The 23,087-nt window shown below is 32.5% G+C and carries 25 protein-coding genes; 10 read left to right on the forward strand and 15 right to left on the reverse strand.

Annotated elements, in window-relative coordinates:
• From OEM44_10325 to OEM44_10345, 5 genes are all read right to left on the reverse strand, one after another.
• The coding region (locus OEM44_10325; protein MDH3517187.1) for a hypothetical protein at window positions 1-852 on the reverse strand (852 nt) is incomplete at its 3' end.
• Window positions 853-1,235: 383 nt separating this feature from the next.
• Window positions 1,236-1,688: a hypothetical protein gene (locus OEM44_10330; GenBank protein MDH3517188.1), complete on the reverse strand. Its 453-nt coding sequence runs from the start codon at window positions 1,686-1,688 to the stop codon at window positions 1,236-1,238.
• Window positions 1,688-3,463, reverse strand: coding sequence for an SDR family oxidoreductase (locus OEM44_10335; GenBank protein MDH3517189.1), 1,776 nt, complete (start codon window positions 3,461-3,463; stop codon window positions 1,688-1,690). The genes OEM44_10330 and OEM44_10335 overlap by 1 nt, the downstream gene beginning before the upstream one ends.
• A 194-nt stretch (window positions 3,464-3,657) precedes the next feature.
• Window positions 3,658-4,854 (reverse strand): phosphoglycerate kinase, encoded by a 1,197-nt coding sequence (gene pgk / locus OEM44_10340; GenBank protein MDH3517190.1) that lies wholly within the window; start codon window positions 4,852-4,854, stop codon window positions 3,658-3,660.
• A gap of 349 nt (window positions 4,855-5,203) precedes the next feature.
• Window positions 5,204-6,055: a rod shape-determining protein gene (locus OEM44_10345; GenBank protein MDH3517191.1), complete on the reverse strand. Its 852-nt coding sequence runs from the start codon at window positions 6,053-6,055 to the stop codon at window positions 5,204-5,206.
• 821 nt (window positions 6,056-6,876) lie between these two features.
• Between OEM44_10345 and OEM44_10350 the strand changes: the two genes are divergently transcribed.
• Window positions 6,877-7,980, forward strand: coding sequence for a glycosyl hydrolase family 17 protein (locus OEM44_10350; GenBank protein MDH3517192.1), 1,104 nt, complete (start codon window positions 6,877-6,879; stop codon window positions 7,978-7,980).
• A 121-nt stretch (window positions 7,981-8,101) separates the two neighbouring features.
• Here OEM44_10350 and OEM44_10355 read toward each other — a convergent pair whose 3' ends face one another.
• The 6 genes from OEM44_10355 to OEM44_10380 form a co-directional block, all read right to left on the reverse strand.
• A complete protein-coding gene (locus OEM44_10355) occupies window positions 8,102-9,034 on the reverse strand; it encodes a glycosyl hydrolase family 17 protein (protein MDH3517193.1) in 933 nt (310 codons plus the stop codon).
• Window positions 9,035-9,436: 402 nt separating this feature from the next.
• Complete coding sequence (locus OEM44_10360; protein MDH3517194.1) at window positions 9,437-10,210, reverse strand: sulfite exporter TauE/SafE family protein; 774 nt, start codon at window positions 10,208-10,210, stop codon at window positions 9,437-9,439.
• Window positions 10,211-10,250: 40 nt separating this feature from the next.
• Window positions 10,251-10,874 (reverse strand): hypothetical protein, encoded by a 624-nt coding sequence (locus OEM44_10365; protein MDH3517195.1) that lies wholly within the window; start codon window positions 10,872-10,874, stop codon window positions 10,251-10,253.
• A 41-nt stretch (window positions 10,875-10,915) separates the two neighbouring features.
• Window positions 10,916-11,407, reverse strand: coding sequence for a DUF192 domain-containing protein (locus tag OEM44_10370; protein MDH3517196.1), 492 nt, complete (start codon window positions 11,405-11,407; stop codon window positions 10,916-10,918).
• Window positions 11,408-11,446: 39 nt separating this feature from the next.
• Window positions 11,447-11,797: a hypothetical protein gene (locus OEM44_10375; protein ID MDH3517197.1), complete on the reverse strand. Its 351-nt coding sequence runs from the start codon at window positions 11,795-11,797 to the stop codon at window positions 11,447-11,449.
• Between the two features lie 438 nt (window positions 11,798-12,235).
• Window positions 12,236-14,056, reverse strand: coding sequence for a PINc/VapC family ATPase (locus OEM44_10380; protein MDH3517198.1), 1,821 nt, complete (start codon window positions 14,054-14,056; stop codon window positions 12,236-12,238).
• A gap of 376 nt (window positions 14,057-14,432) precedes the next feature.
• Here OEM44_10380 and OEM44_10385 point away from each other — a divergent pair, with 376 nt between their 5' ends.
• From OEM44_10385 to OEM44_10395, 3 genes are read left to right on the forward strand one after another with little or no spacing between them, the layout of a single operon-like run.
• A complete protein-coding gene (locus OEM44_10385) occupies window positions 14,433-15,839 on the forward strand; it encodes a TldD/PmbA family protein (GenBank protein ID MDH3517199.1) in 1,407 nt (468 codons plus the stop codon).
• Complete coding sequence (locus OEM44_10390) at window positions 15,840-16,427, forward strand: uracil-DNA glycosylase (protein MDH3517200.1); 588 nt, start codon at window positions 15,840-15,842, stop codon at window positions 16,425-16,427. It begins immediately after the preceding gene.
• Window positions 16,411-16,968, forward strand: coding sequence for a DNA-3-methyladenine glycosylase (locus OEM44_10395; GenBank protein MDH3517201.1), 558 nt, complete (start codon window positions 16,411-16,413; stop codon window positions 16,966-16,968). The genes OEM44_10390 and OEM44_10395 overlap by 17 nt, the downstream gene beginning before the upstream one ends.
• On the opposite strand, the gene OEM44_10400 is transcribed toward OEM44_10395, so the two are convergent.
• The gene (locus tag OEM44_10400; protein MDH3517202.1) at window positions 16,965-17,597 is read right to left on the reverse strand and encodes a VTT domain-containing protein; all 633 of its coding nucleotides are present in this window, start codon (window positions 17,595-17,597) and stop codon (window positions 16,965-16,967) included. The genes OEM44_10395 and OEM44_10400 overlap by 4 nt on opposite strands.
• A gap of 82 nt (window positions 17,598-17,679) precedes the next feature.
• Between OEM44_10400 and OEM44_10405 the strand changes: the two genes are divergently transcribed.
• Complete coding sequence (locus OEM44_10405; protein ID MDH3517203.1) at window positions 17,680-18,054, forward strand: hypothetical protein; 375 nt, start codon at window positions 17,680-17,682, stop codon at window positions 18,052-18,054.
• 126 nt (window positions 18,055-18,180) lie between these two features.
• Window positions 18,181-18,474, forward strand: a complete 294-nt coding sequence (locus OEM44_10410; GenBank protein MDH3517204.1) for a hypothetical protein — start codon at window positions 18,181-18,183, stop codon at window positions 18,472-18,474.
• Here OEM44_10410 and OEM44_10415 read toward each other — a convergent pair whose 3' ends face one another.
• Window positions 18,475-19,404, reverse strand: coding sequence for an ABC transporter ATP-binding protein (locus OEM44_10415; GenBank protein ID MDH3517205.1), 930 nt, complete (start codon window positions 19,402-19,404; stop codon window positions 18,475-18,477).
• 82 nt (window positions 19,405-19,486) lie between these two features.
• Here OEM44_10415 and OEM44_10420 point away from each other — a divergent pair, with 82 nt between their 5' ends.
• The 3 genes from OEM44_10420 to OEM44_10430 all read left to right on the forward strand — a co-directional run bounded on the left by OEM44_10420 (window position 19,487) and on the right by OEM44_10430 (window position 21,697).
• Window positions 19,487-19,999, forward strand: coding sequence for a transcription elongation factor NusA (locus OEM44_10420; protein MDH3517206.1), 513 nt, complete (start codon window positions 19,487-19,489; stop codon window positions 19,997-19,999).
• Entirely contained in the window at window positions 19,983-21,287 is a 1,305-nt protein-coding gene (gene aspS / locus OEM44_10425; protein ID MDH3517207.1) for an aspartate--tRNA(Asn) ligase, read from the forward strand. The genes OEM44_10420 and aspS overlap by 17 nt, the downstream gene beginning before the upstream one ends.
• A 167-nt stretch (window positions 21,288-21,454) precedes the next feature.
• Window positions 21,455-21,697 (forward strand): hypothetical protein, encoded by a 243-nt coding sequence (locus OEM44_10430; GenBank protein ID MDH3517208.1) that lies wholly within the window; start codon window positions 21,455-21,457, stop codon window positions 21,695-21,697.
• 3 nt (window positions 21,698-21,700) lie between these two features.
• On the opposite strand, the gene OEM44_10435 is transcribed toward OEM44_10430, so the two are convergent.
• Window positions 21,701-21,832, reverse strand: a complete 132-nt coding sequence (locus OEM44_10435; protein MDH3517209.1) for a hypothetical protein — start codon at window positions 21,830-21,832, stop codon at window positions 21,701-21,703.
• A gap of 161 nt (window positions 21,833-21,993) precedes the next feature.
• Here OEM44_10435 and OEM44_10440 point away from each other — a divergent pair, with 161 nt between their 5' ends.
• Entirely contained in the window at window positions 21,994-22,269 is a 276-nt protein-coding gene (locus OEM44_10440; protein MDH3517210.1) for a hypothetical protein, read from the forward strand.
• Between the two features lie 261 nt (window positions 22,270-22,530).
• On the opposite strand, the gene OEM44_10445 is transcribed toward OEM44_10440, so the two are convergent.
• Window positions 22,531-23,087 (reverse strand): hypothetical protein (locus tag OEM44_10445; protein MDH3517211.1); only part of this gene is annotated, 557 nt, incomplete at its 5' end.

Consider the following 23,087-nt stretch of genomic DNA (forward strand, 5'->3'; position numbering starts at 1 on the left):
ATCTGGAATGTATGTCTCAGATGGTTTTTCATCTGGAATGTATGTCTCAGATGGTTTTTCATCTGGAATGTATGTCTCAGATGGTTTTTCATCTGGAATGTATGTCTCAGATGGTTTTTCATCTGGAATGTATGTCTCAGATGGTTTTTCATCTGGACCACAGATACCTTTTCCAAATAAAATAGTAAACTTATGAAGATCAGGATTGCAATAAGTTCCCCTCATTTTTTTAATACTAAAAAATCGTGATCTTTTTAAAGAATCATCATATGAAAGTATAATTACGCCAGATACATGTTCTGTGATGCTGTACACGCTAGGATCATTAGGAGATAAAATACCAGATGTAACGATTGTGGTGCACGAGGGATCACCAATTGTAGATATCAATGTTTTAGCATATGTGTATACAGATGGAGATGGCATAATCACAAGATTGATTGGATCAATAACCAAACGTTTTATGTTGTTTTGTTTAACTGTATTATTAATTTCCGAAAGAATCTTAGTTAAGACTTTGTTTGGATTTTCTTTTCTTTCAATGACTTTGTTTTTTAAATCTTCAAACTGACGACTGAGTGCTATTATTAGCAAAGTTCCATTATTAATTGGACTTTCTATATCTAATCCTAAATAATGCATGTCTTCTATCAAATTTTTCTGAGAGGTGTCTGTGAACATTGCTACTTTCTCACCTGCTTGAATCCCATTCAATAGAAACTGTAATGCAGCAGTAGTTTTTCCAATACCAACATCACCACTAATCAGATAAATTCCACCTTTTATCAATCCTCCAGACAGTGTTTTATCCAATACCCCTATACCAGTAGAAATTCTAGATATTTCAGTCAATTACAATAATGCCAGATTCTGACGGATATAATACTTTTCAAAATCAATGAGTGATTTTGAGTATAATCACACTTAAAATATATCATTTTGTAAATTGAAAGCAAACATTTGAATCTGTTTGAAACAGGAGTTGTAACAATTCTATGAATTTCATAAATTATCTAAAAATGCTCAGAAGTTAATTAGATAGTCCATCTATTTTTAGTCAAAACATAAGATATTGTACTCATTGTTATTTCAAATCGCTATTTGAGATATTGTAAAGTCTCTGTCCAAATAATATGCGCAAATTATAGTGTGTGTCACCAAAGTATTTTGTTCACGACATAGATTTAGTTTGAAATACTATTGATTGTAAGCCACTGTCAGATTCCTTTTATCTATTATCTTGGCGGCTCTTTTCTAATTCGATAGATATTTTTTTTTGAAAGAACAATCGTTTTACCTTCTGAAGTTGTTCCTTCATAATCTACCGTGATTTTTCCAAATTCATCATCAATATCATCTTTTGAGGATATGGTAAATTTTAATTTCAACACCTGGTTTGTATAAAATGGTTTGAGGAATCTTGTGTTTCTATTTTCCCAATCAGGATCTCCATCTGTCCCCAGAAAAATAATATGATTTCCATAAATTTGGCTTAGTCTTGTAAACTCACCTTCCATTCGTGAAAGGATTGCCCTTCCAGAAACCAGTTGTTGCTCACCACTTGTTTTGTTTTCCAGAAATGCATTTCTAACTCTAGAAAATTTGAGGTATTCTTCCATCTCTTTATCAGAAATACTACATGTTGAATAGAATGAGTCTCCGATTTTGAACTCGGAGAATTTTTTCATTATTCTCTTATTTCATCAACACAAAAAGTAACTTCAGATGATGATGCAGAATTATCTGAAACAAGAAAATTAAATGCATCTGCAATTCTTTGGTTGTTTGGTTCTGATCCTGTTACTGATCCTGGAAAAATTGTGAATATTCTGATTTTTGAGCCAAGCACATCACTTAATTCTTGATTAACTGTAGTTGTAAATGGTCTTAATGCTCCTCTAAAAACTTCGACTTGTGCTCTTTGTGTACCTGTTACTTTTTTACCAATGGGTAAATCTGGACCAACGATCATTATTGCACCTTTAGTATCCTTGTAAAGACGTGGATCATCAGTCCCTCCAGGAACAAACTGCTCCAGGGTTCTTTGAGCAATTGTAGCTGGAGTGGATATGAATTTCTCAACAAGTTCATCCCATTTTGCCCGTGACAAGTTGGTTAATTTTGATCCTTCAGGTAATTTTCCTGTAATGTGGATAACTGCTAGGATTTCACCGATGTTTGTCTTGGCAGTATTGAGCCATCTTGCTACCTCGTCAGGGTTTTTGATATCTACTACATGCGAATGGAATTTTCCACTGATGTATTCTTGTAGTTCGGTTGGGGTTGATTGTGAAATAAAACATGCAACTTTTCCTCCATTCTTTTCTATGTGTTGTGCTAAAAATTCTACTCTTTGAGCATCAGATTTATCGGTGGCATCAATTGTAAATACCACTGCTTTTCCTGTAAAATCTGGTTGATGAACTCCTGGTGTAGTAGTCCCAATATGGGGTTTTACTGGATAAAACACCCTGTCCCCTGGAATTACTTTACCATTTAGAATTTTTGCTATTTCATCATCACATAAATTCAGAACTGATTCTGCAACTTGTCCTTGTGATAGAAACTCTTGGTTTGCAATCATATGTGATGTGTTGTTTTGTACTTTTTCTGCAATACTTTGAATTTTATTTAGTAAATTTGTAAATGTGATAGTTAGTTTTGATATATCTTTTCCATTTGCAAGTTTTTGTGCAGCTTTAGAAATCCCTTCTTTGATAACATTTTCATCTTCACCTAATAATGGAAGTAATTCTCTGTTTGCAGCATCTACTTGAGTTGGAACTAAATCTTCAAATCCACTTACTCTCATAAATTCTGCTGCAGCTTTTGGATAAACTGTCTTGTAAATTCTATCTGAATGAACTGGACCTGGATTTGTTGCAATAGATATTATTCCTTTATCTGTTAACTCCCATGACATTAACTCTGCTAATCTATTCTTTGCTCCTTGTGATGCAGTATATGGACTTCTAAATCTATATGGTCTTTGTTCTAGTGGACGTTCTTCTGTAAAGAATGTTGAAATTGTAATAATCTTTCCTCCCTCTTTCATTACTTTTAATGCTTGAATTGAACCCCAAAAAGTACCTGTTAGATGAATACCAATTGTACTTTTAAATTCATCCAATGACGCATTCATAAAACATGTAACAGGACCAGAAACCCCTGCATTATTTATAATATAATCAACTGTAACATTATCTTTTTTTAAGGATTCAAACATGTCGTTCATTGGCAATTCATCACTTACATCTACTCCTGAAAAAATTTTAACATGTGCGCCGCTATTTTTTTCAGCGATAATCTTTTCTAGAATCTTTGATGTTTCATCTAATGGTTCTCGTCTTCTTCCAAGAATTATTACACTTGCTCCATTTTCTACAAATTTCTTGGCAATGGCTTGACCTATGCCGGTTCCGCTACCTGTAATTAGAGCGATTTTACCTTGAAATTTTAACATGGATAAATTCTCAATATTTTTGTGATATTTAATTTGATTGATTCCATATTATTTAGAAATTATCAAGGTTTTACTCGTTATAGAACACAATAGATCGCCAGATCTATTAGAAATAACATATTACAATACAAGAAATCCAGATTAGAGTATTTTTTTAGAGTTTAGTGTATACAATAAAGTAATATTTTCATGTTTTATCTTTTAGCTGCATTTTCTAGTGATTGAATCATTGGAAGTTTTTCTCCAGTCAGATACAATACAAGTGCGCCGCCAGCAGTACTAATGTGAGTGATTTTTTCTGTTAATCCATATCTTTTTAGTGCTGATGTGAGATGCCCCCCGCTTACTATAGTAGTAGCCATGGAATTTGTAATTGCTTCTAAAAGAGATTTTGTACCATAAGTAAATTTTTCATTCTCAAAAAATCCTGCAGGACCGCTGATAAAAATAGTACCTGCACTTGCTATCAATTGTGAATAGTATCGTATTGTTTTTTGACCCAGGTCCAAAATTTGATCCCCTGTGTTGAGATATCTTACATCCATTTCTATTCGATCTCCGTCTTTACTAATTGCAATATCTACAGGTGTGAAAAATGCGTCTGGATATTCTCCCATCAAAGTGTGTGCTTTTGCAACTACTTCTTCTTCCATAGGGATTCCAAGGGGGTATTTGATACGTCCTTGCGCACGCATGAAAACATTACCAATCAAACCAGTAAGTAGAATTTGCTCAGCTCTACCTTTTTTAATTAACATTTTAATTGCTTCAAGTCTATCTGCAATTTTTGAACCACCAAGTATAATCACGTGAGGTGCCTTTGTAACTGTCAATATTTCATCCAGTTTTTTTACCTCACGTTCTACATTTTTTCCAGCACATGTAGGTAATACATGTGAAAATCCCACAAGTGACGGATGCGCTCTATGCGCACTAGCAAACGAATCTAAAATACACAAATCAAACAGATTGACTAATCTTTTCACCATTATTGTGTTTGCTGCATTTTCTGGAGAGAATTCATGATTCTCTTCAGCACAGAATCTCAGATTATCCAACAGTATGATGTCCCCATCTTTCATTTTTTTTATTTCAGACTGGGCCAATGAACCAATCACATCTTGAACATATATGATCTTCTTTCCAAGCAAAGTCTCCAGAATTTTTGCATGTTGCTCCATTCCAACATAATCCCTACTTCCCACTCTACCCTGATGGGATATGATGACTAATTTTGCATTATCTAGTGCCTTGATGGTCTCGACTGTCTCCTCTATCCTTTTTGTGGATGAAATCCTTTCAGTTACAGGATCAATAGGGCAATTCATGTCAACACGTAAAAGAACAGTTTTTCCACTCAATTGAAAATCATCAAGGGTTAGAATCTTCACACAGTGAATATTTTATTCCAACTTAAAATCTTTCAGCAAATTATAATTATTATCAATAGATATTAATCACTTACAGCCATAAAACAATATTGCCATTAACATAATCTTGTACATAGTTTGATTCTGTTTATTTCTCATCTACCAAAGATGATAAAAATTGGATGTAAGTTGAGCATGAATAAACTTAGAGGATTGTAGTCTACAGACGTATTTGTTATTGTAATTTCTGTTTTCACATAGTTTACAGATGATCCTCCAAAAAAGAAATGATAATTTGAAAAACTAGTAAATTCATATATGTTAAAAGAGACTAAAACTTCAATATTTGAATTCAATTAAAAATACAGTGTTAGACAATACCGTGTCTAGTGGCTATTTTGTAAAGGCCATTAGCATTACTCATGACTGGATCATTAGGTACTTCGACCTTAACATTAATTCTTTTCAAAATTGCGGCTTTGAGTTCAGGAATCAATATTCCACCACCAGACAATACTACTGTTTGTGAACATTCATACATTGGTTTTAGTGCTGACATAAAGTTTTCCAGTCTATTTACTAACATGTCAGCTAGCATTTCAATTCTAGGTGTTAATTCATCTTTGTATTGATTATACACTGTAGAGTCTAAGAATGCAAATTCTCCTAAATCTCTCGTTAAGAAATCACATCCATGCATTACAGATTGTCCTGAGATTGTCTTCATGTTTTCAAATGCTACTATTTCTGTAGTACCTTGACCAATATTCATCACTGTTGCACTTTTTCTTCCAATAGATTCCAATGTTCCAATTACTTGTGGGACGATAACGCAGTTTTCAGGATTAAGAGTGTTATTTATGATATCAGACAGGGTTTCCCTATAATTGTCAGCATCATATGGAAGTCCAACTACAATTGTATTAATTCTACCCTTTTCTTTGGATTCAGACATCACATCCATTCTTCTTTTTGTTTCTTTGACAAGTTCTTCTACTCCTTTTTTATGGACGGGTCTTCCTTCAATGATGGGTCTAATTATTACAGAGTTTGGATATGCTGCCACCTTTAGTGCCTCATCTCCAACTCCCATCAATAATGTTTTATCATCATCCCATTTTTGTCGATTGGTATAAGCGTATATTGCAGGAAAAGTGAATCGGCCATCATCAAACACACATTTTACAAAAGATGTTCCCATATCCAATCCAATTATAGCCATATTCACAAACAGATAATTTCACATATATAAACACAATTAAAGGTTAGCTTCCTAGAAAACATTCACAACAGATCAGAAATAATAAATATTCTGTTACAGATTAGTCCAATTCAATAATTCATTTTACCTGGTTACACAATATGCTAATCTTCAACTAATTATAATCTGAATTACAGAAAATATGGCTTCAATTTTGAACACATACAATGAGGATATGAATTTTCTCAAGTATAGATGGCATAATAACAATAGGAACACAACATTGTGTATCTATGTTTTTTATCTGTCAAATAGAATTGTTGTGTACAGTTAATTGATCTAAACTATCTGCAAATAAGGAAAATCTCAATAATGAGTAGTTTTCAGTTACATGTAATAGTTAGAGGAATATAAAATTGAAATTTGCTATTTTAAGTTTGTAAAAATAATTAAATTCCCAAAGATAAAATTGCTAAAAATAATTTTTGATAATAGTGTAAACAGCTTAATAGACATCATGTTATTTTCAAATCAATTTGTTAATTTTATGTTGACAGGTAGTTTATCAAAAGTACATAAAATTATTAAAACGAATTTATGAAATAAACAAAAATATACAAAATAAAATAATCAGTAAAGAATATCATTAAAGATAAAGACATTTCTATGATCATAATATAAGAAGAATATAAATAATGTTAACTTTAATACAAAGATGAATTAACAGAGATTAATCACAACCATATTTTGTTTTTTGAAATAGTAATAAGATTTTAGATAGCAGTGTAATCAGTCGTTATTTATTATCAAAATTTAATTACCGTGAAAATACATGTTACCAATTGAGTAAAGGCATCATTACAGGAATAATTATCATTGTTATCATATCAGGACTGATTATTACATACACTAATTTCTTTGACACAGTAAAACCCAAAATAGAGTCAGTAGTAGAGACTGCAAAAAAAATAACATTAATAAATAATAAAGACATTGTTAATAAAACTGAAGACATATCAGATAAAAACAAGACATCTGATTTTTTAGATATAAAAAATATCCATGAGTTACAGATAGATCCTGAACAAACAAAACTCTCAGGTATTGCATATAGTCCTTACAGAAAAGATCAATCGCCACTTACTAATATTCATCCAAGTTTGAACGAAATTGAAAATGACATAAAATTACTTAGTTCTATAACAGAGAAAATTAGAATCTATGGAATAACAGGAAATAATCAATTTATTCCAGAAATTGCCAAAAAATATGGACTGAAAACTGCAATCACATTACTATTAACAGGCGATAAAACAGATTATGACAAAATAGAAAGAGCAGTACAAATGGCTAACAAGAATGACGGGATTTACACCATCATTGTTGAAAATGAGGGATTGTACAGGGGAAATCTAAATGAAGAACAGATCATACAATATCTCAATAAAACAAGAGAAAAACTAAATCCTACATGTACTATTACTATTTCAGAGCCTATTGGGAATTGGCTTGAACATCCAGAAATTACAAAGCATGTTGATTATGTAATGATTAATTATTATCCTTACTTTAATGGTGTGCATATCAATAATGCATCAAGCAAAGCATTAGAAGAATACAAATATGTAAAAGAAACACTTGGAAAAGATGTAGTAATCGGGGAGACAAATTGGCCATCAGATGGAGAAGTTATAAAACTAGCAGTTCCAAGTCCCGAGAACCAACAAAGATTCATTTCAGAATTTAAAGAGATTACAGATTTAAATAAAATAGAATATTTCTTGTTTGAGGCATTTGATGAAAAATGGAAACCAGCCGAACAGTTTAATCCAGATGGACCAAATGATGTGGAAAATCATTGGGGTTTATTTTTCGAAAATGGAACCATGAAAGAATCCCTTAGGAACATAATCCCTCCAACACGCAACATCACAACAAGAAATTAAAACACAAACTTCAGAGGAATCTGAATAGTATACATCTACAGTAAATGAAAAATCTATGAAATACTTTCTATTTTTGAATGTCATTACGCTACGCCTAGGTTTTGCAAAAATTATAGTTATGTTATCTCCAATTATTTTCAGATGAAATTCCAGACAGAATGCTGAGATCATGTTTTGTCATTCCCTTTGAATCATACAATCCCCAATGACCTTCTACTAACCCATACATCTCTTTCCATTTTTCATCAAAGGCTTCAAATATGTAATATTCTGGAATAGCGATCATATTCAGAAATTTCTGTAGAAATATTTTTTGATTATCTGGACTGGGTATTGCGTTTCCAATTCTAGCCCCATGTGTGGGCCAACCAGTTTCACCAATTATTACATTCTTTCCATGAATCTTTCCAAGAGACATAACATCATTATACGTTTGAAGGACATAGTCTGCAGCATGTGATATGTCTTGTCCATCCCAATACGGATGGATATGTGCGGTTATGACATCAACATTATCTATAAGATCCTGATGATCCTGCCATATCCTCCAAGGCTCTGCAGTAGTAACGCGAATATTCTTATTGTTGGATTGAGATACTGCCTTTTTAAGATCAGCTATGTAAGGCGTTATTTGAGTTGTTTTTATTTTGTCTAATTTATTTTTGATCATTGGAGTTACATTGCCTAAGTCTAAATGAGAATCCCATATGACCTGAGCCAAAACCTCATTTCCCACAGTAATACAATCTATTAGGTCACTGTATTTTGTCAGAATGTTTTTTGCGTTGCTTACCTCAATTTCACTATTGGTAGGACTGTTAACATCTAGAGAAATACCAAGATTTACTTTAACTTTATTTTTGTCAAGGTTTTTTATTACATCCGATATACCTTGCGAGGAATAAGTCCTAATTCTTTTTGTTAGTTTACTCAAAAATATAACATCTTGATTAAGATCCATTTCATTTGGATGTATGTTTCGTGTTGGGTCTTGACCGTCTCTATGAGGTCCATAACATATTCCGTATGGTAATTTCAGATCAGACGATATCATGGTGTCAGAGTTGTAGGTACGCTAGTTAAAAACACTTTGAAGATGTAACTATAAATCAAAAAGATATTGGGTATTTGTAGAGTATCAAAACTGCTAGAATACTTTTAAGTATGTCTATAATAGTCAAAAAGAAATCAAACTATTCCTGCAAATTAAGCATTTAGAAAAATACAATAACATAAGAATGACGTATACTTAAAGTAAAATTTTGTTTATATTACATTCCATAATTGTGAATGCTGGTCTAAATGAGACTACCTGCAAGAATGACAAGTTCTGAAAATTGTTTACCGTGTCCTTTATTGTTTATTATGCATCGAACTATTCCTGAATGTTTTTTTAAATTTCATACTAGATGTACCGTTTTGTTTCAGAATAGACAAAATTAGAAAACATCCAATGCTAAAATCCAAAGAAATTTAGATTGTTATTTAGAGAATCTAGAAATAATTTTCCTGCAGCAATTAAAATTACAACAGATACAATAATTTGCAAATAACGTTCTTTTACATCTAGAGACAATCTTGCACCAACCAACCCGCCAATAAAAGACCCAATCGACAACAATCCTGCTTGAATAAAATCAGGATGTCCCAAGATACTATGAATAATCACTCCAGATAATGATGAAAATAATAATATCAGTTGTGATGTTGGAGCTGCTTTTTTCATTGTCATTCCCATCCCAACTACCATAAGAGGTACAAAGATAATCCCTCCACCAATTCCAAAAAATGAGGAAATTAACCCTGCAAAGAAACTAGCACCCACTGCAAATATCATCATCTGAACTGAAAGAGTTTTTTCAACAGTCTCAATTTTTTTTCGTACAAAAATGTAAACAGCAGACGCAATCAATACAAATCCAAATAAAATTTTAAAAATATCAGGCGCTATATCAGTGGAAAGAAATGCACCTAAGACAGTTCCTGGGATTGAAAGTAATCCAAGCTTTAAGCCTAATGAATAAACAATTCTCTTTTGTTTAGAGTATGAAATAGTAGATGCCACCGAATTACTTAATGCACCAAAAAGGCTGTTACTTGCAGCAGCAGTGGGTGGAAATCCTAGAAAAGTCAATGCTGGAACTAGGATAATACCACCACCAAGTCCAATCATAGAGCCAAGAATTCCAGCTGCAAAGCCCAAAAGAATAAACCATAACTGATCAATCATAGTAATTGTCAATCAAATAATTTTGTTGTATATAATTAGGCTACCTTATTACAATCAAGGTCCAAAGATATGAATTTTCAGAAGTGGTGATCTCCAAAACTAATTGTTTTTGATTTAATCCATTAATTTTTGATATAAGGGCAGGCTGAGAAGAATCATAATATTGTTGCTCAGCAGCATGAAGCCATGTAGAAACAGATTCAAATCCACCTGGTTGCTTTTCTGCCCAACAGTCACACACCAATGTCTCGATCATAGTTTCAAAAATAAATTCAATATCTTCAGTTTTTGAATCAAAAGACGGACCAGTCTGAATTATTGCAAGTGCCATACTAGGCTCAATTGAATTTCCACCCATGTTGATATTTCCCAAAGGTTTTCCATCAGAATCCAAGATGGCAGTGGTAATGCAGTAAGATACAAACTGTTGCACACCTTCATTATCAAAGAAGGTACAGTATTGCTTGACAGTATGATCAGCGATAACAGAGGGAGAAGACATCAAAATATTTTTGGTGGCCAGAATTTTTTGAATTGTTTCAACATCAGAATAAATAAAGGCATTTTCAGGAGTTTCAATTGATGTGTTTTTCGATATCAAATCTAGATAAATTACAAATATTAAAGAGATGATAACGATAGGAATTAAAATTTTCTTATTCATATAAACCATTTAAAAATATTACAAGATAAGGATTTGTAATTTTAAATTGAAATTATAGTCAATGTAGAATTCTTGTTAATATTATGAAGATCAATAAATCCAGATGTAACTTCAAGAACATAGAGTGCCTTATCATCAGGAATTATACTTTGGCAAGTAGCAATTTCAAGTGCAGATTTACATGGAGGTACGTCTTTTTCGATGTGGACTATTTTCCCATCCTCGTCAAACCAAATCATATCAAGTGAAAATTGCATGTTAAGCATCCAAAGAGAGTAAAGTCCGGGTTCCTCAAATACAAATATCATCCCCTGATCATAAGATAATTGATCTTGGAACATCAATCCACGAACGCGTCTTGGTTCAGTATCTGCAATTTGTACCTCAATAGGAATGTTATCAATCTTAATTGTCCCCCTAGGAAATTCAACAGATTCCAATTTACTATCACCTGGAAGGGAAATTAATCCGACAATGCCAACAATTACAGCAGCTATTGTAATTGGTATCAATGCTTGATTCCTAGTAGTCATATCAGGGTTTGTGCAAGTCCATTTAAAAACTAAGTTAGATCACATGACAGAATTCCTAAAGTCGCTTATTGATGAAATTGTATTTTTTGTTTCATGACCAATATCATGAATGGTTGAACCGTTATATTTTTTGTCAAGGTATCTTCCTGCAAGTATCAAGGGACCTCCAAGAGCAATTGTGACACCAGTAGGTTCTGGAATCCACACCATCAAAAATCCAATTTTTTGGAGTTTTTTACCAGGTGCAGGTGCCCTCTGAAGCACACCTAAAGAGGATGATGTACTTTTACTATCAATCCCGCTAATTTCACCATACAAATTTGCTCGACGCTTGGCAGAATCTGTAAATTTTCTTATTTTTTCTAGTCGTTCCTTTAGGTGGTCAACCATTCCAATCTTAGTTTAGAATGAATTAGTTAAGAATCAAAGATCAATAACCATCACTACGCAGTCAATAAAGAATAACCAAAAGTACCACGAAAATGCACTCAAATATCGGACAAAGTTTAGAAACAAATGTAATAGAAGTTAAAAATTCCAAAAGACTAGATTCAATCAATCCTACTAATAAATTAGAAAGTACATGATCATGTACAAGAATGGAATATTAGAGATGATCTTAGATCTAATAGAGACAAAGGTGTATGATATTTCTCATATTCTAAAAATTCATCGTCTTAGATCCTACAACATTTTAGTTATAATGTACTTCCATCAATATATCGTGAAAGGTCTAGTGTAATAGCACTAATCATAATCATAAAGCAATCAAACAATCAAGAAAATCTACCACATTTCTAAAAACAAACCCAAATATTATTGAAAATTTTAAAAATCTTTAAGAAATATTTGAATATCACCTTGAGAGGATGAGAGATCAATCAATGTTTGTGCAATATCTGAACGTTTTGGTATTTTGATTTGACCTTTTTTACCAATCCTTACAGAAGATACAAACTTTCCATTCGCATAGATATCAGCATGCATTGAAGTGAATTCACGATTAACAGTTAGAAGTAATGCTGTTTTTGATTCTGAAAAAGTAAATGGTAAATTATTTGATGGTAGAGATATAGATTCAGAATTCTTCTCAACTACATCAATGTGTACATTAAGATATTTTTCAATTTCATTGATGTTTGAACCTCCTTTTCCTATAACAGATGCAATACAATGTTTATCAACCATTACTTTTATTCTATTTTCAGATAGAATTTCAACTTCCGTTCTGGGATCATATTTTTTGAAAGTTTCTTTTATCTTATCTTCAGCGAGTTTTTCAATACCAAATTTTTGAACTTTAGCTAAAACAGGAACAATGACATTTTCTTCTCCAAACGTGTAGATTTCATGTTCCAACACATTATCTTCAAAATTTCTAATTTCAATAACAGGTCTAGCCAAATCAGATTCAGTCATTCCAGTAGGTACTTTGACTTTTAACATCAAGTCATAGACTTTTTTAATTTCACCACCTTTAACAAATACCACAGTATCCAAAATATTTGGGATTATTCCAAGTTCTATTTTTCCAATAAATCGTTGAATTGCATCCAAGGGGGAATTTGCATGGACAACTCCAATCATACCAACTCCAGTTAATCTCAGATCTGCAAAAGTTCTAAAGTCCTCTCTCCTTCTAACTTCATCAAAAATTGTATAATCAGGTCTAACAAGTAGTAAAATATCAGCAGTATTATCAAAACTTCCATCCAATTTACTATATTGAGTAATTCCAGGATCTACTTGCAAGTCACGTGGAGATTCAAATGTTTTAACAATTTTTCCTTGATTATGATAAAAATTTGCAAGTCCTGATGCCAGAGTACTTTTTCCAGAACCTGGTGCTCCAGAAATCACAATGCCTTCAGCACTGTCAGAAAAACGTGTCATTAGTTTTTCAGAAATGGTGTAATCATCAAGAGATAACCTAACAATAGGATGAACAATTGTAATTTCAAAAGATTCTGAAAAAGGAGGATAAGTAATGGCTATTCGGTAATCTTCATGTTGTACTACTGACGCACCAACTTTGGAAATTTCAATCGTGCTTAAATCAGATATATTAGTAAAATCCAAAATTTGTGATGAAATCATTTCAAGATAACTTCTAGATAGGATACTATCATTAAGTTTAGTTAATGAAAATTCCCCAGGTTTTCCTTTTTTTGCCATTGGGTGTTGATTTTCTTTTAAATGTACACTCATTGTTTCTGAATCAAAGAATTTGAGAAATTCCATAGATTCATTTTTAATCACAGGTTGAAGAAAGACCGAGTCAAGACCTTTAGCTCGTGCAACTAGATGTTGAACATTATCTGAAGTGTAAAGAGTAGCATCGAGTTGTTTAGCTAAATCTGTTATCAAGGCATCTATTCTACCACTACTAGCAAGTTTGATATCTTCAATTGATGGATGTTCACCTTTTATCGATACCACAAGACCATAATTGCCAGATAATTCTTTGAGTCTATAGATTTTTTCCAATCCAATAAATCCTTGTTTATTATTTGCAGATGCTTGTGATTGTAATTCATCAAATACAGCTTGAGGTATAATAATTTCGGAATTTCTAATTGAGCCTGATTCTATCTGAGTAATTAGTTGACCATTAATGATAACACTTGTATCACATACAATTTTTGACATGTTCTAACAAGTCTCAATAATTGTATTACCTAAATTACTTTCTCAAATTCAATTTGACATTATTATCATTCATGTAGAATTCCAAGGAACTCTTCTGAGTAGACAAAATTACCTCAAGTTTTGCTTAAAGAAAACAGACTTTCAGAACTAAAAACACTCACTCTTGTGAAAAAATGCTGATTTGAATAAATACAGTATGGAACAAATCAATGTAAAAAATAGGGAATTTTACAAAAATTGTACAGAATATTTTGAATTCTTACGAAAAAAAGGTACAACTGACTATGGTTTCGAAGACGAGTATTACTTTACCATGCCTGCAATTTCAAATCATTAGAAACCGGAAGATTTAGGACATATTAGAATTAACTAAATTATGGATTCAGAGTTACAAGAATTTGCAGACAAAGCAGTCAGATATGCTGGTTGTTCTGGAATACAGTATTGTGATGTCAGAGCAGAAACACAGAAACGAAAATCAGTATTATTAGAAAATAAAGATGTGGAATATATCAGAACAACCAACGATAGAGGGATAGGAATCAGACTAAATAAAGAAGGAATATGGGGGTTTTGCTCAATTACAAATCCAAAATCATTTGAACAAATTAAAGATGTAATAGATTCTGTAATTAAAAATATATCATACAACACCAGAAATAAAAATAATATTTATCCAAACTATCCAGATAAAACAAAGATAGATTTCCCAGTTTTAAAAAAACCAGATTTAGAGAAATTAGTAAAAATTGGAATGGAGTGCAGTGAAATTATTTCAAATACACCAAGAATTATCAAATCAACTGTAAGTCCGTGGTATACAAACAATTCAAAGTATTTTGTAAACAGTGAAGGCTCTGAAATTATTCAAAATTTTACAGATGTTGTGGTAGACATGATTGCTACATCTCATGAATCAGGATTAACACAGTCAGTAAACATTACAGAAGGAGGTAGAGGAGGATTAGAACAAATCACAAATAACATTCATTACAGCGCACAAGAAATTGCATTAAAAGCGTCACAGCTATTAGATGCAAAACCTACGAAAGAAGAGAAAGGAACAGTAATAATGAATCCAGACTTTGTGTCATTACTAACACATGAAATATTAGGACATCCATCAGAAGCAGACAGAGTTTTAGGAAAAGAGATGGCATGGGCAGGAGGTGCATGGTGGAAAGGAAAGGTAGGTCAGAAGATTGGATCTGATGAATTGAATGTATTTGATGATCCTACAATCAAAGAAAGTTTAGGATGGTATTATTTTGATGACGAGGGAATCAAAACCAAAAAAACAACCCTGATTGATAAAGGAGTATTGAAAAATCATATGCAAAACAGAGAGACGGCCGTAACATTTGATACACAGCCAACAGGAAACATGAGAGCAACAAACTACAGATTTATGCCATTGATTCGTATGGCATGTACATGTATAGAAAATGGGGATTGGAAAGTAGATGAAATGATCAAGGAGGTAAAAAATGGGTATTTTATTTCAAATATGAAAATTCCATCAATAGATATGAAGCGATATAATTGGAGTATTTCCTGCCAATATGCCCAAAAAATCAAAGATGGTGAGATAACAGATTTACTAAGAGACGTTATTGTTATCGGAACAGCACCTGAATTCTTTAAATCAATTGATGCATGTGGTGATGACTTTACAATAAGACCAATTACTAATTGTGGCAAAGGAGATCCAATGCAATCAATGATAATGGGTAATGGTGGACCAACCATACGTGGAACTGCAACAGTAAAGAGTGTAAACTAAATGAGTCTGGAAACAATCAAACTAAATGTAATCAATTGTATAAAATGTGAACTATGTAAGACAAGAACAAAAGCCGTACCAGGTAAAGGCAATTTTCAATCAGATGTGGTTTTTGTAGGAGAAGCACCAGGAAGAAATGAAGATAAAAAAGGGGAACCATTTGTAGGAGTTGCAGGTAAAAAACTCTCAGATGCACTTGAAGAAGCAGATGTATCAAGGAAAGAAGTGTACATTACAAACATTGTAAAATGCAGACCTCCAAACAACAGAGTTCCAAATAAAATTGAAAGAGAGACATGCCAGGATTATATCAGACAAGAAATTTCCATAATCAAACCAAAAATAATTTGTGTTTTGGGAAATACTGCATTTAATTCAATGTTAGGTGGTTCTGAGATTACAAAATTTCGAGGAAAAGTGGTAAGAAAGGACAATCAGTTATATTTTCTAACAGTTCATCCAGCTGCAACAATTTATAATCAAGAATTAGTAACGGTGTTAAATAACGATATTAAAAAATTATTTTACACAATAAATGAATTAAAAAACAATAAGGAGATACAAATAGACATTGAGTATACTACATAGAGAATTTTATTTACATGATACAGTTACTGTTGCAAAAAACATACTAGGTAAAAAAATTATTAGAAAAATAGGAAATCAAATAATATCAGGAATCATTACAGAAACTGAAGCATACAGACATACAGATGATCCCGCAAGTCATGCATTTAGAAAGATTACAAATAGAAATAAGGTAATGTTTGGAAAAGTTGGTGTTGCATACGTATATTTTACATATGGAATGCATTATTGTTTTAATATTGTAGCAAGGAATCCAAGAATTGCAGCAGGTGCAGTGCTTATTCGTGCAATAAAGCCTGAAAAAGGAATTGATAGGATGTTAATAAACAGAAATAACGTAAATTTGAAAAATCTTACAAATGGTCCTGCGAAACTAGCACAAGCACTTCAGATAACAAAAGAACTTTACGGTCTGGATTTGACAAAAAAATCAAAACTATATATCTCTGATGGAATAAAACCAAAAAAAATCATTGCATCACCAAGAATAGGAATCAAAGAAGCGAAAGACAAATTGTGGAATTTTAAAATAATAATTTAATCTTCTTGGTTCTCATCCAAAGTCCAAGGGGCAAATCTTCCAAGAATTCTTGCCCAATCTAATCTCAAAAGCAACACAATTGCCACAGTCATCATAACTCCAAAAATAATTATTCCAATGTATACAGGAGTTGCATCATCTATATTTTCAAGAAATGGTTCTACTAATGACAGTCCAAGATAATGAGAAATCAAAACTATCACATAACTAAGAACAATTTTTCCAGTAAGAGTTGCAATGAAGAATCGTCTAGGATCATACTTTGCCAAACCCAGTGGAACATATACCAAATCATCAGGAATTGGAGTTGCAGCAGCAAAAAATGCAGCTGCTGCGCCATATCTTTTAACTAATCTTTCAAATGGACGCATTCGTTTTCTAGTCTTTTCATTGATAATTTTTCTTCCTCCATAACTTACATAGAAGATTATTTGTTTTGCAGCAGTAGCAGTAATTGCAGATGATAATGCCAAGATATGAAGATCAAATGTATCACCTACGGACATGGTTGCTAAAAGCAGAAATCCAGGCAATGGAACAAATGGGATTAGAGAGCCAAAGAAATTCACTAAAGATAGACTGAGATAACCCACTTCCGGCGCAAATGGAAACAGGTCAATAAAATCCACAAATCAGGCTTGGTTATAGGCAGTATTTAATTAAAACTAGAAGTAAAATCATTAAAATATCATCCTTTTAACAACACAGCAAATGGAAAAGAAAGACTCTGAAGATATTTGTAATGCAATAATTGCAATTAGTCCGTATATTAGATTTGTAGGCGTGATTGGTGAGAATGGTGTACTATTAGCATATGGACGAAGAGTAGACTTGATTCCACTTTTAGATGAAAAAAATACCCAACATCAATTTTCACACATTGCAATGAAGACAGATCTTGAAGGATTCTTTGATAAAAATCTAGGAGAGATAGAGTTTGTGTGGGAGGAGCGAAAGAAAGTTCAGACTATCTCTTTTGCAATAGACAAGTCTAGAGTTTGGGTGTCAATTGACAAAAAAGTAATTAGATCAGAAGTATTAAGGATAATTGATTCGTGTTTACCGATAGTGAAGAAATTCTCTTAAGATTTGAAGTGTTCCTATTGTCAAATTGATTTGGATTCACTGTAAATGACAGAAGGACTAAAACATATTTTAGAGCATAAAAAGAAAAGACAAAAATAATTTATTCTGCCTGTTTTTTAAAAAAACATGGAAGAATCGGATGAGATTGAAAAATTAATCAACGAGATCACATTTAGAAAATCAAACTCAAAAGATTACCAAAACATGAAAGCAGAAGAGATCAGCAAAGAATTCAAAGAAATAATGAGATATGAACAAGAGTCGTTTAAAAAAATTGAAAAATTTGAAGAGACGCAGAAAAATGCAGAACTAATAGAATATGCGAAAATACTTTGCAGTAACACAGTAGCAAGAGAGATTTCAAACATTCAAGAAGTATATTTAAAAAAAATCGACGAGGAATATCTTAAATTAAAATAATTATTCATATAACCAACATCGTACATAACCAGTTTCAGTTTTAAATTTTGGTGGAAGTTGTTTGCATTTTTCAACTGCCACAGGACATCTTTCCAAAAATCTACATTGAGTTGGAGGATCAACTAAGCTAGGAGGAATTCCTTTAATATATTTTGGAATGTTTCCGCTCAACGTGGGAATGGATTCCAAGAGACCCTTAGTGTAGGGGTGTTTTGGATTTTTGTAAATTTCTTGAGATGAGCCAAACTCTACTATTTGACCACCGTACATTATTCCAATTTTTTCAGCAATCTCAGATAATACTGCCAAATCATGCGTAATTAGCATAAAAGACATACCATCTTTTTTGAGATTCTTTAACAAGTTTACAATTTGGGCCTGAATTAAGACATCAAGTGCTGTAGTTGGTTCATCGGCAATCACAAATTTTGGTTTTAGAAGAAGAGCCATAGCAATTACCACTCTTTGCTTCATTCCGCCACTTAGCTCATGCGGATATTTTTTCAAAATAGATTCATTCAAACTAACAGCATTCATAGCATCTGAAATTATTTTTTGAGAATCACCAGCAAAGTTGTGTTGTTTTATTATTTCAAGACATTGTTCATTAATTGTAAAGACAGGATCTAGGGAGTTCATCGCACCTTGAAAAATCATGGCGATTTTTTTCCATCTAAATTCTTTGTTAAAATCTGACTCAGACAGCCCCAAAAGAGATTCTTCATCAAATAATATCGTACCTTTTGTCTTTCCACCTGAAAGCATTCGAATTATAGACAATCCTAAGGTGCTTTTACCACATGCACTCTCTCCTGCAATTCCTATTGATTCTCCGTCCTTTAATTCAAAATCAACATCATCAACTGCATATACAGGGCCATTTGTAGAATCATATTTTGTTGAGAGGCCATTTACAGATATGAGTACCATGTATTCTTTAGATCCGAGGTAGAATTTTTGTTTTACACTAAGGGATATAAACAAGATTATTGGAATTAAAAAGTCGATTCAAATGATACTTCCAATCTGTGGCTTTGATGCAAAAAATTCAATTCTCTGTCCCCAATGTGAAAGTAAAGTAGAATCGGGCCAACTTACAAAGGCAGATGTGGATGCATCTATAATTCTGGCAAAGCTTGCAAGATCAAACAAAGAGATCGAGGATTTTATGCTATATTCTTGCAAAGAGTTTGATGGAAATTTTGTTTTGTCACTGGCAAAAAACAATATTATGAAAATAAGGCAAAGTCGTACACTGTACAGACAATTTCAAAACCAATTCAAGGGAAAGATTTGGCTTGTAGAGGCAGATGAGACAGACAAGCGATTCATTGAAGATCTATTCTTTCCAACCAAGATATTGTCAATTAATGTAGTATGGGCTCCAGGTGGAGTTCAAAAGACAAAGGCAGTAGTATCTGGAAAATGGACCCCAAAATTCCCAATTGACACACAAAAAGTAATACAAATTGTGAAAGATGCCCGAAACCTTGACATTGAGATAGAATTTGAGGATAAAAGATAACATGATCTTTGTAAAAACCCACGACATTTCAGAACTAACTACTGAACTAATTGGAAAGCAGGTAATACTTGGTGGGTGGATAGAAGATCTTAGAAAACTAGGAAAGATGTCATTTATTACACTTCGTGATGTATCAGGAATTTCTCAAGTCATAGTAAAAGGAGAACTAAATAACAAACTCCCTGAGATTAATCGTCAGAGTGTTGTTAGCGTCAAAGGGACGGTACAAGAAACTAAGGCTCATGACTTTGCATTTGAGATCAAAGCTGATGAGATCGAAGTTTTAGGAAAAGCAGTTCACCCATTACCAGTAGACCCAATTGGAAGACTGGAAAGTAATATAGATACAAGACTAAATCATCGTGCGTTAGATATGAGAAACCAGAAAACAGCGTCAATATTCAAGTTACGACATCACGTATTACAATCATTACGTAAAACATTAGCAGAGAAAAAATTCATCGAGATTACAACGCCAAAAATTATTGGCAGTGCAAGTGAAGGAGGGGCTGATTTATTTTCACTAGAGTATTTTGGAAAAACTGCGTATCTTGCACAGAGTCCTCAATTATACAAAGAGCAGATGACAATTGGACTTGAGAGAGTATTTGAGATTTCAAACTTTTATCGAGCAGAACACTCTCATACAGGACGACATCTCAGTGAGTTTACAAGTATAGATATTGAGGCGGCATTTATGGATTACAATGATGTTATGAATATTTTAGAATCACTAGTCTTAGAAGTATACAAGTTTACATCAAAGAATTGCAAAAAAGAACAGGAATTAATTGAATATGAAATTAAAGTTCCATCATCATCATTTGAAAGAATAACATACACACAGTGTATTGACGAATTAAAAAAAGAAGGTGAAAAAGTAGATTTTGGAGATGATTTGTTAGATTCGCATCTGAGAATAATTGGTAAAAACCATCCAGGGTTTTTCTTTTTAATTGACTGGCCAATGAAGCTAAAACCATTTTACATCAGAGAAAAGGATGAAGATGTAACACTGTCACGCTCATTTGATTTACAGTATGGATATTTAGAATTGGCATCTGGTGGAACCAGATTGCATAATCCTGAAACTCTGAGAAATAGACTGGCTGAACAAGGACTTAATCCTGCCCAGTTTGCAGACCATCTCAAGACATTTGATTGGGGAATGCCACCACATTCTGGATGGGGAATGGGTTTAGACAGGCTGATGACTACGCTTATTGGAATTGACAATGTCCGCGAAGTTGTCTTATATCCACGAGACCCAGATAGACTAAATCCATAGTTGAAGAATGATGAACAAAAAAGATGCTTTAGTATTAATTGGAATTCTAGCAGGAGCCAGTATGGCAATATCAATGATGGCCATGCTAGCAAACGGAGTGTTTGACAATCCATTTTTAGATTAGTTAAAAATTATCAATTTTTATTGCATCAAGATTTTACAATATCATGATAGAGCAGACAGATGCAAAAAAAGTAGTCGAAGTAATTGGGAATAATTTGATTGGGGTATCTCATGATTCAGGTAGTTTTGCAAAACTGCCAGACTCGTACTGGGGATATTTTGCAAGAGGACATGACACAAAGGGAACATTTGGAGTAATTGTCACGTATTCAGAAGATGGGACAGATGTTGATGAACTAATCAAAATGTATGAAAACTGGGCTGCAAAGAACAAGACAAAAGAGTAAAGTCTACTTGGTTTCTTTGAGTAATTTTCGATACCCTTCACACTCTTTACATACTGGCTTTCCAATGTACTTTGGATTTCCATCTTTAATTTTCAAAATGCCAGGTACCAATTTGCAAATACAGCAATCAGCCATAATTGATGATAAAATCGGCAATTAATAAAAATTGATAATTTTTGAAAAAGAGATAAATCTGATGAGATAGATCCAGATTAGTGTTCAAATGTAACTATTGTGGATCATCATTTGGCGACAGGATATGCTATTTTTGCGAGAAAGATTGCTGTACATCATGTATGACTGATGACAGGACAAGATGCAAAGAATGCTATATTTCAAAGAAGAGACTTGGTTGGAAAAAAATAGTAAAGAAAAACAAAGTTGTTTTGATATTTGTTGCATTCTTGTGGCTTTATGCTGTGTTTCCAGGACCATTTATTCCAGGACTAGATCCCATGTTTTACACCATATCTATTGTGGCAGCTGTTCTGATTATGATTCCGATTTGTTTTGCGTTATTTTTCTGGTCGCTTAATCCACCTAAATCAGACGTTAAAAAGAGAAAAGACTAGTAAATAAACAAACTTTTTACATTTCTTGATTTAACTGAATTACCAAAATACATTGTATTAATGTCAACAAAGAAGTGTTTTTTGTGGATATGTGCCAAAACTAAGTAACATAATTAAGAAAATATTTTAAAAATATCTTAGATAATATCAATAACAATAGAATATCGTGATATAGAATAAGAGAATACACTGTAGGATTTGCTTTAAAAAAGATAATTCAAACAAAGATAATTGAATATTTCAAGTTAGAACAATTTTTAATTAAAGTTTGATAGTCTTTGTTTTTGATGATTTTTTAGGTTTGATAGTCTTTGTTTTTGATGATTTTTTAGGTTTGATAGTCTTTGTTTTTGATGATTTTTTAGGTTTGATAGTCTTTGTTTTTGATGATTTAGATCTAGTTGTGGATTTGGAATATTGTTTCTTTATTTTTTGTTCATCTTTTACTTGTTTTATTTTTAATTTTTCATATTCATCTTTTTCTTTTTTTAATTGTTTTGCAAGAATATTTTGTTTGATGAGTTTTTTTTGTTCATCTTTTTTTAAAGTGGAAATTATTTGTTTTTCCTTAGTAATAGAATTAATTAAATCTAGACATTGTTCTTTGGATTTGATCAGGTTATCATTTTCCAATCGAAGTGAATCTTTTAATTTTTGATATTTTAACAGGTTGAGTTTTTCTTGTTCTATTTCAGCTAGGATAGCATCATAATTAGATTGGGTCTTTTCAAGATCATCTTTTTCTGACCTTAGCTTCTCAAGGTTTTGTTTTTGTTTGATAGATTCACTTTCAAGAGAATGTTTTTCTTGTTCTATTT

The organism is Nitrosopumilus sp. (genome assembly GCA_029862745.1).
Taxonomy (GTDB): Archaea; Thermoproteota; Nitrososphaeria; order Nitrososphaerales; family Nitrosopumilaceae; genus Nitrosopumilus.

What these genes read in the sequence shown, in the direction of transcription:
- OEM44_10410 (MDH3517204.1), top strand. Translation starts at nt 18,181, where the DNA reads ATGGAAGAATCGGATGAGATTGAAAAATTAATCAACGAGATCACATTT.
- OEM44_10435 (MDH3517209.1), bottom strand. Translation starts at nt 21,832, where the DNA reads ATGGCTGATTGCTGTATTTGCAAATTGGTACCTGGCATTTTGAAAATT.
- OEM44_10430 (MDH3517208.1), top strand. Translation starts at nt 21,455, where the DNA reads ATGATAGAGCAGACAGATGCAAAAAAAGTAGTCGAAGTAATTGGGAAT.
- OEM44_10355 (MDH3517193.1), bottom strand. Translation starts at nt 9,034, where the DNA reads ATGATATCGTCTGATCTGAAATTACCATACGGAATATGTTATGGACCT.
- OEM44_10405 (MDH3517203.1), top strand. Translation starts at nt 17,680, where the DNA reads ATGGAAAAGAAAGACTCTGAAGATATTTGTAATGCAATAATTGCAATT.
- OEM44_10365 (MDH3517195.1), bottom strand. Translation starts at nt 10,874, where the DNA reads ATGAATAAGAAAATTTTAATTCCTATCGTTATCATCTCTTTAATATTT.
- OEM44_10335 (MDH3517189.1), bottom strand. Translation starts at nt 3,463, where the DNA reads ATGTTAAAATTTCAAGGTAAAATCGCTCTAATTACAGGTAGCGGAACC.
- OEM44_10370 (MDH3517196.1), bottom strand. Translation starts at nt 11,407, where the DNA reads ATGACTACTAGGAATCAAGCATTGATACCAATTACAATAGCTGCTGTA.
- OEM44_10385 (MDH3517199.1), top strand. Translation starts at nt 14,433, where the DNA reads ATGGATTCAGAGTTACAAGAATTTGCAGACAAAGCAGTCAGATATGCT.
- OEM44_10330 (MDH3517188.1), bottom strand. Translation starts at nt 1,688, where the DNA reads ATGAAAAAATTCTCCGAGTTCAAAATCGGAGACTCATTCTATTCAACA.
- OEM44_10380 (MDH3517198.1), bottom strand. Translation starts at nt 14,056, where the DNA reads ATGTCAAAAATTGTATGTGATACAAGTGTTATCATTAATGGTCAACTA.
- OEM44_10415 (MDH3517205.1), bottom strand. Translation starts at nt 19,404, where the DNA reads ATGGTACTCATATCTGTAAATGGCCTCTCAACAAAATATGATTCTACA.
- OEM44_10390 (MDH3517200.1), top strand. Translation starts at nt 15,840, where the DNA reads ATGAGTCTGGAAACAATCAAACTAAATGTAATCAATTGTATAAAATGT.
- OEM44_10375 (MDH3517197.1), bottom strand. Translation starts at nt 11,797, where the DNA reads ATGGTTGACCACCTAAAGGAACGACTAGAAAAAATAAGAAAATTTACA.
- OEM44_10345 (MDH3517191.1), bottom strand. Translation starts at nt 6,055, where the DNA reads ATGGCTATAATTGGATTGGATATGGGAACATCTTTTGTAAAATGTGTG.
- OEM44_10360 (MDH3517194.1), bottom strand. Translation starts at nt 10,210, where the DNA reads ATGATTGATCAGTTATGGTTTATTCTTTTGGGCTTTGCAGCTGGAATT.
- OEM44_10440 (MDH3517210.1), top strand. Translation starts at nt 21,994, where the DNA reads ATGACTGATGACAGGACAAGATGCAAAGAATGCTATATTTCAAAGAAG.
- OEM44_10420 (MDH3517206.1), top strand. Translation starts at nt 19,487, where the DNA reads ATGATACTTCCAATCTGTGGCTTTGATGCAAAAAATTCAATTCTCTGT.